At 47.0% G+C, this 12,926-nt stretch carries 9 protein-coding genes; 4 read left to right on the forward strand and 5 right to left on the reverse strand.

Annotated elements, in window-relative coordinates; translation table 11 throughout:
* Nucleotides 1-55: 55 nt before the first annotated feature.
* Nucleotides 56-1,732 carry a glutamine--tRNA ligase gene (gene glnS / locus D0Y50_RS09075; protein WP_108567047.1) on the forward strand — a complete coding sequence of 559 codons (1,677 nt, stop codon included), beginning with the start codon at nucleotides 56-58 and terminating at the stop codon, nucleotides 1,730-1,732.
* A 113-nt stretch (nucleotides 1,733-1,845) separates the two neighbouring features.
* Here glnS and D0Y50_RS09080 read toward each other — a convergent pair whose 3' ends face one another.
* Complete coding sequence (locus D0Y50_RS09080; RefSeq protein ID WP_108567048.1) at nucleotides 1,846-2,589, reverse strand: YciK family oxidoreductase; 744 nt, start codon at nucleotides 2,587-2,589, stop codon at nucleotides 1,846-1,848.
* 319 nt (nucleotides 2,590-2,908) lie between these two features.
* Between D0Y50_RS09080 and D0Y50_RS09085 the strand changes: the two genes are divergently transcribed.
* From D0Y50_RS09085 to D0Y50_RS09095, 3 genes are all read left to right on the forward strand, one after another.
* Complete coding sequence (locus D0Y50_RS09085; protein ID WP_117316564.1) at nucleotides 2,909-5,464, forward strand: VolA/Pla-1 family phospholipase; 2,556 nt, start codon at nucleotides 2,909-2,911, stop codon at nucleotides 5,462-5,464.
* Nucleotides 5,465-5,613: 149 nt separating this feature from the next.
* Nucleotides 5,614-6,630: a protease SohB gene (gene sohB, locus D0Y50_RS09090; protein ID WP_108567050.1), complete on the forward strand. Its 1,017-nt coding sequence runs from the start codon at nucleotides 5,614-5,616 to the stop codon at nucleotides 6,628-6,630.
* Nucleotides 6,631-6,639: 9 nt separating this feature from the next.
* Nucleotides 6,640-7,275 (forward strand): TetR/AcrR family transcriptional regulator, encoded by a 636-nt coding sequence (locus D0Y50_RS09095; RefSeq protein WP_108567051.1) that lies wholly within the window; start codon nucleotides 6,640-6,642, stop codon nucleotides 7,273-7,275.
* Nucleotides 7,276-7,677: 402 nt separating this feature from the next.
* Here the strand turns inward: D0Y50_RS09095 and D0Y50_RS09100 are convergent, their stop codons facing one another.
* The 4 genes from D0Y50_RS09100 to D0Y50_RS09115 form a co-directional block, all read right to left on the reverse strand.
* Nucleotides 7,678-8,562: a DUF6236 family protein gene (locus tag D0Y50_RS09100; RefSeq protein WP_117316565.1), complete on the reverse strand. Its 885-nt coding sequence runs from the start codon at nucleotides 8,560-8,562 to the stop codon at nucleotides 7,678-7,680.
* 218 nt (nucleotides 8,563-8,780) lie between these two features.
* Complete coding sequence (locus tag D0Y50_RS09105; protein WP_117315147.1) at nucleotides 8,781-9,941, reverse strand: IS30 family transposase; 1,161 nt, start codon at nucleotides 9,939-9,941, stop codon at nucleotides 8,781-8,783.
* Nucleotides 9,942-10,729: 788 nt separating this feature from the next.
* A complete protein-coding gene (locus D0Y50_RS09110) occupies nucleotides 10,730-11,584 on the reverse strand; it encodes an SDR family oxidoreductase (RefSeq protein ID WP_117316567.1) in 855 nt (284 codons plus the stop codon).
* A gap of 41 nt (nucleotides 11,585-11,625) precedes the next feature.
* Nucleotides 11,626-11,976: a DUF4345 family protein gene (locus D0Y50_RS09115; RefSeq protein WP_117316569.1), complete on the reverse strand. Its 351-nt coding sequence runs from the start codon at nucleotides 11,974-11,976 to the stop codon at nucleotides 11,626-11,628.
* Between the last annotated feature and the right edge of the window lie 950 nt (nucleotides 11,977-12,926).

Here is a 12,926-nt window from a genome sequence, read left to right on the forward strand (position 1 = left end):
TGTTATACTCCCCAACACAGTAATTTTAATTAGTTTATTAAAGGGGAATGCGCGAATGGCGGAGACTGAAAATCGTCCGACCAACTTTATCCGGCAGATTATCGAAAAAGATTTGGCGGCTGGATTACACCAGCAGGTGAAAACGCGTTTTCCGCCCGAGCCGAATGGCTATCTGCACATTGGTCATGCTAAGTCTATTTGTCTTAATTTTGGTATTGCGCAAGACTATCAGGGTGCCTGTAACTTACGCTTTGATGATACCAACCCAGAGAAAGAAGACATCTCCTTCGTCAACAGTATTTCCCATGACGTACGTTGGCTGGGCTTTGAATGGGAGGGTGAACCCTGCTATTCCTCGAATTATTTTGACCAGTTGCATGCTTATGCTAATGAACTTATCGACAAAGGCTTAGCCTATGTTGATTTTTCTTCTCATGAAGAAGTGCGAGCATTACGTGGCACGTTAACCGAGCCAGGCCGCAACAGTGCTTATCGGGATACTGATGTAGCAACCAACCGTCGTGAATTTGCTAAAATGACGGCTGGCGAGTACGCGGAAGGGCAGTGCAGCTTGCGCGCGAAAATCGATATGGCTTCGCCATTCATGTGCATGCGCGATCCCATTATTTACCGGGTTAAATTTGCCCACCATCACCAAACGGGTGATAAGTGGTGTGTGTATCCCATGTACGATTTTACCCACTGTATATCTGATGCTCTGGAAGGGATTACGCATTCGCTGTGTACCCTGGAGTTTCAGGATAACCGCCGTCTGTACGACTGGGTTATCGATAATATCACTATCGACTGTACGCCTCGTCAGTATGAATTTTCTCGTTTAAACCTGGAATATACCGTGTTGAGTAAGCGCCGGTTAATTCAGCTGGTAGACGAGCAACACGTATCTGGCTGGGATGACCCGCGTATGCCAACCATTGCCGGTTTGCGTCGACGTGGTTATACCGCTGGCTCGATCCGTGAATTTTGTAAGCGCATTGGCGTGACCAAAATGGATAACATGGTGGAAATGGGGATGCTGGAGTCGTGTATTCGCGATGACCTGAATGTTAATGCCCCGCGCGCCATGGCTGTGCTTGAGCCGGTTAAAGTCATTATTGAAAATATGGCCGCCAGCGAGAGTCAGACAATCGACGCGCCGTTACATCCTAATGATGAGACGATGGGCACCCGTAGCATTACCTTTAGCCGCGAAGTGTATATCGAAGCGGAAGATTTTCGCGAAGAAGCGAATAAAAAGTTCAAGCGGCTAGTGTTGGGTAAAGAAGTACGGTTGCGCAATGCCTACGTTATTAAAGCCGAGCGGGTTGATAAAGACAGCGATGGTAATATTAAAACGATTTATTGCACCTATGATGTCGATACCCTGGGCAAAGATCCTGCCGACGGTAGAAAGGTTAAGGGCGTAATTCATTGGGTGGATGCTGCCACGGCGGTACCTGCGCAATTTAGATTGTACGATCGGTTATTTACCGTGCCCAATCCGGCTGCCCAGGATGACTTTGTTGAAGCAATAAACCCGGAATCACTTACCGTTAAACATGGCTACGTAGAAGCAGGCTTACGCGGTGCCACCCCTGAATCTGGCGCGTGGCAGTTTGAACGCACGGGGTATTTTTGTTGCGACCCGGATAGCCAGGCCGAACAACTGGTTTTCAACCAGACGGTGGGTTTACGTGATACCTGGGCTAAAATTGAACATGCGCCAGGCTAACTGCTAACCCGATAGTATAGCTAGACCCACATGTTTGGCTGGCGTGGATAAAGGCTACCTGTATAGGTAGCCTTTTTAGCATTGGCGCCGGCAAGAAGACGAAAATTAGCGGGTTATTTTGGCTGGCAATCTAACGACTGCCCGTTTACTCCTTCGCTGTCATAGCCCATTAAATACAAATACAATGGCATAATTTGCGTCGGCGTTTTTAATGTCTGTGGATCTTCAGCCGGAAACGCGCTGGCTCTCATCGCGGTCCGGGTACCGCCTGGATTAATACAGTTGAACCGAATACTACGGTTTTCAAATTCACTGGCCAATACCTGCATCAATCCCTCAGTCGCGAATTTAGACACCGCATAGGTACCCCAAAACGCGCGCCCTTTACGGCCAACACTGGAGGTGGTGAATACCACCGAAGCAGCCGGTGCCAGGCGTAATACGGGGATCAGCTTTTGCGTCATCAACGCCGTCCCGTTAACATTGATATGCATTACATCCAGCCATTCCTGTTCGGGAATATCGACAAAAGCGCTTAGCTGGCCTAGTACCGAAGCGTTATGCAATACCCCGTCAAGCCGGCCGAACTTATCTTCAATGGTTTCTGCCATGTCAGCGTAATTACTCGCCGTGGCGCCTTTTAAATCCATCGGGATAATGGCCGGTTGTGGATGACCCGCAGCCACAATGTCGTCATACACCGCTTCCAGTTTACTGACTGTGCGGCCCAGTAATATGACCGTGGCGCCATGGGCAGCATAAGTGCGGGCAGCTTCAGCGCCGATCCCGTCTCCTGCACCGGTAACCAGAATGATTTTGTCTTCAAGAAGTGTTGCCGGGGCCCGGTAGTCGTTCATTTTCGCCTCTGCATTATTTGTGGTCTATGTTTGCTATAGACACCTTGCCATAAAAATTGCCGCTAATCATACAAAGCTGGCAGCACTTGTAAACGAATGAATGCGAAACACCACATAGGAGCCGCCAAAAGAAAATAAAAAGTTAACAAAATTTTGCAAAGTTGCTGCAATCTCAATAAGATTGCGCTATAACAAACTGGTCTTACTTGTTTGAAATCTATTTTGTAGGCCCTGGGGTGACCGGCTCTTTAAAGACAGGAATGTCAGGTAACGTGGGTTTTAAACAGACCATAAAAACAATGAAATTTAGGGAGAAATCATGAGAAAACTACTTATCAGTTCCAGTGTTGCCATAGCACTGGGGCTAGCAGGTTGTGGTGGCTCTGGGGATAGCATAGACGACATCCAGGCCGAAACCCCCACCCAGACGCCATTATCCCGTATCGTATTCGACCCGGCAGCTGGCGATCTGAACACACCAAACGATTTACTGATGTTACCCGGCGATGATGGTTTTTTTGATTACACCCTGAATATTCCTGTTGATGATCCCAGCGATTACAGCGACCCGGTAAATGCATTAAATGTTCTTGATGGTTGGTCCACTCAGCATCCTTTTGTTATTGATGTTGTTACTCCCGCTGGCGTGTCGTTAGACGAGAGTTCGCTTGCAGCCGGCGTGTTTTTATATGAAGCCACGTTGGGGCTGGACCAAAGTGATGCCGATTGCGCCGCGATCACCACCCCTTCAGCTGGCTGTAAAGTGGGGGATGCACTCACCTATGGCGAAGATTATGTACTTAGTCTGGTAGATGCAGATACTATTTCAGTGGTACCGCTTAAACCGCTTAAGCCAGCCAGCGGCTATATGCTGGTGATGACTACCGGCCTGAAAGACAGTAGTGGTAAAGCCGTACAGGGCTCTACCACTTGGGATCTGGTTCGCCAGGATATTAACGTGAACCCGTTAAGCACAGATGATCAGTTGCAGCTGCAAGGGCTGGTGAACAGCTTTATTACGCCGCTGGAGTCGGCCGGTTTCTCGCGAGACGAATTAACCTATGTAGCAACCTTTACCACCCAATCAGTGGATAACGCCTTACAGTCACTTAAAAAACTGTCGGTAGCCACTTATGCAGCGCGCGTGGCTGGCGGCGATCCTGATGCCGCAGAGTCACTACCCGCTATATCGGTCGATGACCCGGCAGCAGCCCCTACTGCGATGGAAGCGTTGAACCTGGTAAGTGACGAAGTACTATCCGCTACTATACTGCAAGTCTCAGCAGAGCTTGATGCGACTGACTTTAGTCGTCTGCAAAGCTGTGACGGACTGATTAATACCGTAACTGGCGCCCTGGCTGACGAGTGGGGCGAGCTAAACACCGCTGCTCAGGCTGCTGCCAATGGTTTACTGACTCAGGTTGGGCCGTTTTGCGCCGCTCAGCGTTATGAAGGTAGTATTAGCCTACCGTACTATTTACCACTCCCCAGTGCTGAAAACCCTATGGCTCCGGTAACCGGCTTTTGGCATGCCGCCTGTGACAGCGGTATTGTCATCGCTGGCGCCGGTGATGAGGTTTTGGCCGCAGCCCAACCGGGGCCCAACAACGCCCTGTGTCAACAAATCGGTTTAGCTGACTTACGGGTAGACGAGCAGATGCTTGATAGCGCCCGTCATATTACGCGCTACAACCCGGTACCCCAGGCCACGGCACTACAGGCGCTGGATGTACAGGTAACCTTACCCGACCCGCAGGTAGCAGGCGCACTGGGTATACCGCTGACTACGCCCGCCGAAGGCTGGCCTGTGGTAATTTTATACCACGGCATCACCAGCAAAAAAGAAGATATGCTGGCGATTACCGGCGCCTTGTCGCTGGCCGGTATCGCTACGGTGGCTATCGATCAGCCGCTACATGGTAGCCGTGGGTTCGATTTAGATAGCGACGGTACCGATGATATCAATGCCACATCGGTCAGCCCAACCCATTATATGAACCTGGGCAGCCTACCTACGGCGCGCGATAATTTGCGTCAGAGCGTAGCCGATTTACTGGGCGTTCGCTTAGGCTTAAATAGGTTGATAGATAACACCGCTGAGAGCGCTGTAAAGCTGAATCTGGGACGCGTTTCGGTAATGGGTGTTTCTTTAGGGGCTATCACCAGCGGTAACTTTGCGGCAATTGCGAATACTTCATTGGGGGATGAGTTGGCCGTGTTGGACGGTATGTTCAGTGTTAATGCGGCCTCGCTTGAATCGCCAGGCGGTGGCGTGGCGCAGTTTCTGATTGAATCGCCCTCATTCGGGCCGTTGATTAAAGGTTTACTGCTTACCGAGTCATCAGAGGAATTTAAAGCGCTATTAACCCAGCTTTATGGTTCGATAGACGTCACACGTGAACAACTGGTCACCGCAGTTGCGCAGTTTGAACAAGCCTTGAGCGCCGAGCAAGCAGCCCAGGTACAGGCCACCTTAGGCGAATTTGCCTTCGCTGCACAAGCGGTATTGGATGCCGGCGACCCGAATAATTATGCGTCTACTCTGGCGCAAAATACGCCGGTACATATGATGAGTGTGGTGGGCGATGGTAGTGATGAGAATAAGCCTGATCAGGTTATTCCGGTCACCACCGCATTGCCATTGGCAGGACAGCAGCCGCTAGCAACGCTATTGGGCTTGCAGCAGGTTAGCAGCACCGTCACCGGCGATCCGGTTTCGGGCCAGGTCCAGTTTACCGCTGGCGCGCATGGTTCAAGCCTTCTGCCCACTGCCAACCCTGCGGTAACCAAAGAAATGCAAACCGAGGTAGCCACGTTTATCGCTACGCAAGGTAGTACTATTGTGATTAGCAATCCGGATGTGGTGGCGAATTAACCATCAATATTCATTGAGGCCAGCCATTGTGCTGGCCTTTTTTATGGATTTGATAAAACGTGCCTGTCGTAAGTCCTGTTTAACGCTGGTAAACTTGCGTCAACCTCAATTTGAATAGCACTATCTTTGGATAGCATCAGGAGAGAAATTTGGAGTTTTTGTACGAATACGGGCTGTTTTTGGCAAAGGCAGTAACTTTGGTTGTGGCCATTGTCATCATTATTGCTGCCATTGTGGGTGCAGCCAGCAAACAAAAACCGGGTAAAGGGCATCTGGAAATTGTATCGCTATCCGAACAATTAAAAGATATAACCCATTATGCGCGTTCAGTTCTACTTGATAAAGCGAGTATGAAAAAGCTTGCCAAGCAGCAGAAAAAAGAAGCAAAAAGTCAGGATAAACAGGATCACGCTAAGCCCCGCTTATATGTGATTGACTTTAAAGGCTCTATGGATGCACATGAAGTTGAACGTTTACGTGAAGAAGTCACTGCTATCTTATGTGTTGCTGAAAAGGCTGATGAGATTTTAGTTCGGCTGGAAAGCGGCGGTGGGGTAGTCCATGGCTACGGCCTGGCAGCATCACAATTACAGCGGGTAAAAGATGCCGGCATAAAGCTGACCGTAGCCGTTGATAAAGTGGCCGCTAGTGGTGGCTATATGATGGCTTGTGTGGCGGACCACCTTATGGCTTCTCGTTTTGCTTATATCGGTTCTATCGGTGTATTGGCACAGCTTCCTAACTTCAACAAAGTGTTGAAGAAAAATGACGTGGAGTTTGAGCAGCACACGGCCGGAGCGTATAAGCGCACACTTACCGTGTTCGGTGAAAATACCGACGAAGGACGCGAGAAGTTCCAACAGGAAATTGAAGAAATTCACACTTTGTTCAAAGATTGGGTTCATGAGCAGCGCAGCGAAATGGATATTGAAAAAGTGGCCACGGGCGAATTCTGGCCGGGTATTAAAGCAAAAGAACTGGGCTTAGTAGATGAAATCATGACCTCAGATGATTACATCTTGTCAGCCCATCCTGATAAGCAAATCTATAGCGTGAAATATGCGCACAAAAAGAACGTAGCTGAAAAGTTAGGGATGTCTTTTGCCAAAGTCGCCCAGCGTTCATTAATGCGTATGTGGAGTGAGTCGCGCAGTTGGTTCCACTAAGCAACGACCATGGCTCAAACAACCAAAATACGTATTGTAGATGCTGCCGAAGCGCTGTTCGCGGAACAGGGCTTCACCCAGACATCTATGCGCAATATCACGGCCAGGGCGGGGGTTAATTTAGCCTCCGTTAACTATCATTTTGGTAGTAAGAAAAACTTAATTCAGGCGGTATTAAAACGCTATTTTGATGTATTGATGCCCGAATTAGACAAGGCCTTTGCAACATTGCCCTTGCAGACCGGACAACCAGGTATCGGCGCTTTATTTAATGCCATGATTCCACCCATGCTGGCGCTGCGACAGGTAAAACCGGGTGGGACGGAACGCTTTGTCGTCCTGTTGGGGCGCGGTTATACCGAAACGCAGGGCCATCTGCGACGTTTTATCATGCATGATTACGGCGCTACCGTGCACCGTCTGCTTGAGCAAATTCATCGCCGCCTACCGCATATTGATGACAGTGAACTGTTTTGGCGGTTACATTTTGCAATGGGTAGTTTTGTGTTTTCAATGGCGTCGTGTCAGGCCCTTACCGAAATCGCCCAAGCGGATTTCAACCAGCGGGTAGAGGTAGTGGATGTTATTTCTCACTTGGTACCATTTGTCGCAAATGGTATCGGCGGCGCGCCTTTACCCGGGTAAGCCTTAAGAGTTAACATCGGTATCAGGCTTTTTTCTGATGCTTTGTGCTGCTTATTTCTGCCTTAAAATAAATCCTCTGGTATGTCTAAATTATTGCAAAGAACTGGCTGTTACCGACATGAGCCGCCATTAGCTGGCAGAGGGAAGCTTTTTTCTAAAGTTTACTGGTTAATGATTAGCGGTACTGACTCGTAAACGGTCGGACAGTTTGGGATTTTGACTTACTATATCTGATATTTCACAGCAATAGCTTGAACTGCCGCTTTAGACAATGAGCGGACATACGAAATTCAATTCTTACTCAATAACTTTGTGTTAGTAGTAGACATACCTCGCACATCAAAGGTGGAATTTAATGTTTCGCTAGTAATTTGTGTTCAGCTACAATTAGCACTCTAATATTCATACAGAATACTCATTTATACTAGCAATATAAGTAAGAGGCTTCGGGATGTTCGGAATAGATGGAAAGACTGCTCTCGACCCTAGAAATACTATACCTGACATTATCGTTCCCGCGACTATAGGGTTCATATTAAAAGAACCCAAGATAGGTTGGCTTAGGCCATAGCCTAAGCCGGCTACTCCCAAAAATTCAGCTCGTGATATTTTCGCTTTTAAACTTTTGCAAACATACTCAATTTTAGATTCTCTCAGTGTTCTAGCTAGATCGAGAAGAGCTAATTCTAGCCTAGCCATTTCAGCGTTTTTAGCGCGCGGAATGTCACCGGAAGTAATAATATTGTCATATATAGAATCAAGAAAGCATCTGAACGCAAGCAGTTCATCTCTGCGATGCTTTTTAAAATTTAAAATATCATCAAATGGGACTTGTCGCTGAGGAATTGGTATCATATTCAAAAGCTCAATATCTAGAGCACTTCCCATTCTTGGGTCAGCTTTTTGGTGAAAATATCCAGCTTTAGCAAGACTCCAAGCTCCGGGTTCACGCTCACTATAAATTTTATAGGCTTCTAGCTGAGCATGAACAGAGAAAAGATGATCTATGCCGTCAATAGATTGCCTCTTGCCATTAACAGTCCTAAAGCGCGACAAGTTAATGTTGATTGTTTTATCAATAAGTTCATGACGCTGTAAAACACCTACACTCTCAAGGTATTGTAGCTCAGGATTGTTGATAGTTTTTTCTAACATGGGGCCGTCTGGATAAACGATCTCATCCCAAAACAATAAATACTTTCTCAATTCACTTCCGTGTAAGTATCTAGTATGCCGTTGATTGTTATGAATCCAAAATGGCTGACCGACTATAATCCCTCTTTTCATATCCAAAACTTGCCCTCCATATCGAATTCAGCCCAAGATTAGCCAACGTTTTAACATCATTAGAATTTCCATTGCCATGTTTTGCTTTTTTAACATATTTGCCAAAGCGTGTTATAGGACATAACCCGCTTCATAATATAACTTCTTTTACCATCTGCAAATTGCTCTTAGTTGTAGCTGAGTCGAATACTTTCCAACGGCCGCTTTACGTCTTGAGTTCAATCGATGGGCGCAACACATCGGTTAAATTTCTGTGCTGGTGTTTCATAGTCTAACGTTTTTCTTGGTCTTTCGTTAAGTTGTCTCGCTACGCTGCTAAGTTTTTGTTGGCTGTGTACTGATAAGTCGGTACTTTTTGGAAAATACTGCCGTAGTAATCGATTGGTGTTTTCATTGGAACCACGTTGCCACGGTGAGTAAGGATCACAAAGATAGACTTTTATATCAGTGGCTAGAGTGAACTGTTTGTGGTCTTTAATTTCTCTCCCCCTGTCCCAAGTTAGAGATTTATATAGTTCCTTAGGTAGCTTTTGAGCGTGCTTAATAAGTGCAGCAATCACGGTCGACGTTTTACTATCATCCACTTTTGCCAGCATTACGAATCGAGAGTGCCTCTCTACTAGTGTCGCTATGTAACTGTTGTTAGAACCACATATAAGGTCGCCTTCCCAGTGACCAGGTATCGCTCTATCTTCAACTGATGCAGGTCGCTCACTAATAGAAACGGCGTCAGGAATTTTTCCTAGACCTAACCTTTTCAGTGAAGATTGACGCGACTTGCGAACCACTCTTTTTGACCGCAAACACTTTTGCAGTTCTTTCTTTAGAGCGCTTCGCGTCTGAATGAAGAGTGTTTTATAGATGGTTTCGTGAGACACGTACATTTCCTGATTATTGGGGTATTGTCGCTTTAACCAACCTGCAATTTGTTGTGGTGACCATGCCCTTTTAAGCTTAACGGCTATCAGCTTACATAAATCTGGAGAGTCAATTAACTTACATGGCTTAGGTCTCAATGCTTCGTCCCATGCTCGTTGTTCAGCTCTTACGGCACGGTAGTGCTTCAGCCCACCATTTCTTTTTACTTCACGGCTAATTGTAGATGGCGCTCTAGACAAACGTCTGGCAATTTCTCGAATGGATTGTTTACCGACTAAGCATCGTGATATTTCTTCTCTTTCATCAAGCGAAAGAGACTGTAGATGTCTTTTTCGTTCTGGTGGCCGATACCCACCAGTTTGATAAATGGTTGGCATAATAGAAGAGTGAAAGCGGTCAAACATTCTAGCGATATCATGCAGCGAATCACCTCGCTTATACCTGTCCCAAATAAGTGCTTTCTGTTCTGGTGAGTAATAGATACGTTTTCTTTGTTTCATGGCAACATTCCTCCTTTAATAAGGATAGCGTTGCACTCACCAATTGAACTCAAGGTACATAGCGGACCCACCAATTCTATATAGTCTGCAACACATGACCCGCGCTATATCACGCCATATCATTGCGCGTGTTAATAGAAACTCTTGTTTCATATCGAACCTTTGTTCTATACCGCGGCTGGCAAGCTGCCGCGTATGTCAGCCGTACCGTGCGTCGATACTATCGAGCATCTTTAGCAGACGGGGAGCATCTTGGCTGAAGGCAAGCAAATCTCGTGACTGGTACTAGCTATCATGTCACGCGGCCAAACCTACACCATATTTATAGTATCGGGTACCCGATTTAGAAAGTTGGCGCAGAGACCGCGCTAGATATGATCCGCGTATTACACCAGGTGGGGACCCTAAACTAATGGTAAATCGATCTTTTAACATAAGGGCTATTATAGTGGGGCGATGAGGCGGCAAAAATCACTAACCTGGCACACGAGCTGTTTCGCTCACGCTTTTTTCTGGTCGCTTTTCGCCGTGTCCGGATAGCACATTTCTCAATGCTATGTGACAGGTTACCCGTTTGCCAATGCTGCATGTGCTATACGTTTTGGCCTGCCTGACCGTATCCCAATGATTATAGGCCTCTTGCCTTAATTTCCTTGACGGTACATTGATTTCTTTGACGGTACTTGCCATTAATACAGAGAAATCCTTGCGAATTTTCTATGCCAGCTGTTCTGCTAATTGCCAGGCGTTTAAGTCTGCACACCGCAAAGTGTGTTGTTATACATTTGCTAGTCGTTTTCTTTAATATCAAATTTCTTCGCAAATATCTCGTCAACCAGACGCTCTGGCAGCATAGTGGGCAGGGTATAGTTGACGAATTTGTTCGGTACCGGCGCATAGCGTGCTTTAGGTTTGTCAGCGGTCATGGCCTCATAAACGACATCGGCGATATCTTCAGTCTCGAGTCCGTCTTCTGCTCCTTCTATCATCACGTCCAGAAAGTTTTTAATTGAGTCTTTCCACGCACTATCTTTATATTGCTCGGCAGCATTTGCTTCTTTTGCTTTCTTCCAGATAGGCGTTTTAACACTGCCCGGCCCAATCGAGATTGAATCTATGCCGTATACCATCAACTCGCGACGCAAACTGTCTGTGATGCTTTCCATAGCGTGTTTACTGGCAGTGTAAGCGCCCAGAAACGGGGAGGGCAGTTCGCCGCCGAGACTGGTTATGTTGATAATGCGCCCGGGATCGCCGTTAAGGGTTTTATCCGTGCCCAAAAGGGGTAGAAAGGCCTGAGCCATTCGCAGTCCGCCAAAAGCATTCACTTCAAAATGCTGAATAAATTCGTCGATATCCTGCAATGCCAGGGGGCCGAGTTTGGCAATGCCTGCATTGTTTACGAGCCCGCCGAGTGTTTGTCCTGCTAGTTTTTCAACGACCTGGTCTACCGCTTTCTTGATTTGCTCCGGCTTTGATACATCCAGAAAAATAGGCTGTATCTGAGGTTCTTTTTCAGCAAGGTTTTTGGCATCATCCTCGCTGCGAACGCCGGCAAACACTAACCATCCTTCTCGCGCAAACCTGATGGATATAGCTTCACCGAGTCCTGAAGATGCACCTGTAATGATGATTGATTTCATATGACCTTCTATTAATCAAAGAGTTGAGTTAAATTTAGTATTTATAGATTTGCTGCCAGCAGGTAAATCGCCAGGCAGGCTTCTACAATGAAATACCCCCAACTTTTTTTCGAGCCGGCGTCGTTTAACAGAATTCCGGTGATTCGGCCAACTGCGGCGCCTGCATAGAGAAAACCGACCATTGCAAAGGCTGCGGGGATAGATAAAAATAATGCCCCCAGCCCGGCACCCACAAATAAAGCGCCGTTTGCCGCCCGGATTTCGGTATAGCCCATATTGCTTCCGTCTGGTTTGAGAGCAAGTTTATTCATGGTAAAGTCCGGAGCGAGGAACCCTACCAGTCCAAGGGCGATGGTAAGCACTATCGCAATAATATTAAGCGTGTCGATCATGATTTCCCCAAAGTAGTTATTTGGTTAATGTGAAGGGTTTGCCAGACTCCCAGAGCCGAAGTTGTACCATGCTCAGTGCAACTCAATGACAGAACGCATGGAGTTAGGCTTGATTGAGTAAACGCTGTTGATAAAAACGCTGACATTATTGTTACTGCAATTTTCCCGGGCAAGATTATCCCGAAAGGCCATAAGTGGGGGGCTGCAGGGTTAAATATGTTTAATCGGAACAAACGGCCAGTATGCCAGGGCGCGATAGAAGAGACTTTTGGCCTCTTGCCAGTGCCGATAGCTGACCTCACAGCTTTGGCATAGATATCCGGTTAATGAGGGACATCAGCGAATTTTATTCAGCCTGAGAAATCGATAACGCCATGGCAGTGAGGCAGCACAATGCCAGTACCAAGTCGACTAGCAGCAGCTCACATACACGGATTTATAGTATGAAATACAGTATGCATTAGAAGCGACGGTTACCACCACCCTGTGTCCGGATTCAGTACATTCTTTATACATGCTAATCAGGCCCCTTAGCAGAGAAACAGGATAGAACACTTTTCGCATTTTCCAGGGAAGGTTTAAATATGTGCTTCACGTACTAAGTTGCCTGTCAGGTTTGGTCAAGCGCCATAATGAAAAATGGCAGATAACGTTGTGTTTAACCCTGATCAGCTGTTATTTATCAAACAGTGTGCGAAGGGTTTATCCGAGGGTCGTCATACGGTGGCGCCTTCGCCATAGACTTATCAAAGCGCTGTCTCCGTTCAGCTAACAAAGTGGCGGCTACCGGTATATTTCCCGGCTATCTCTTCTGGTCGTACCCCCTAGCCATACCTTCTAGCTATCCTTACTCTCCACCCCTTGTAAGTATGTCTTCTAGTACTGCCCCTTGCCTGTATCTAAACAGGCCGAGCCTTAATTGCGTGGCTTGGTAGGCCTCGTAGGGTATC

Origin of the sequence: Salinimonas sediminis, from assembly GCF_003429285.1 — a bacterium.
GTDB classification, from domain to species: domain Bacteria; phylum Pseudomonadota; class Gammaproteobacteria; order Enterobacterales; family Alteromonadaceae; genus Alteromonas; species Alteromonas indica.

What these genes read in the sequence shown, in the direction of transcription:
- glnS (WP_108567047.1), top strand. Translation starts at nt 56, where the DNA reads ATGGCGGAGACTGAAAATCGTCCGACCAACTTTATCCGGCAGATTATC.
- D0Y50_RS09080 (WP_108567048.1), bottom strand. Translation starts at nt 2,589, where the DNA reads ATGAACGACTACCGGGCCCCGGCAACACTTCTTGAAGACAAAATCATT.
- D0Y50_RS09085 (WP_117316564.1), top strand. Translation starts at nt 2,909, where the DNA reads ATGAGAAAACTACTTATCAGTTCCAGTGTTGCCATAGCACTGGGGCTA.
- D0Y50_RS09095 (WP_108567051.1), top strand. Translation starts at nt 6,640, where the DNA reads ATGGCTCAAACAACCAAAATACGTATTGTAGATGCTGCCGAAGCGCTG.
- D0Y50_RS09100 (WP_117316565.1), bottom strand. Translation starts at nt 8,562, where the DNA reads ATGAAAAGAGGGATTATAGTCGGTCAGCCATTTTGGATTCATAACAAT.
- D0Y50_RS09105 (WP_117315147.1), bottom strand. Translation starts at nt 9,941, where the DNA reads ATGAAACAAAGAAAACGTATCTATTACTCACCAGAACAGAAAGCACTT.
- D0Y50_RS09110 (WP_117316567.1), bottom strand. Translation starts at nt 11,584, where the DNA reads ATGAAATCAATCATCATTACAGGTGCATCTTCAGGACTCGGTGAAGCT.
- D0Y50_RS09115 (WP_117316569.1), bottom strand. Translation starts at nt 11,976, where the DNA reads ATGATCGACACGCTTAATATTATTGCGATAGTGCTTACCATCGCCCTT.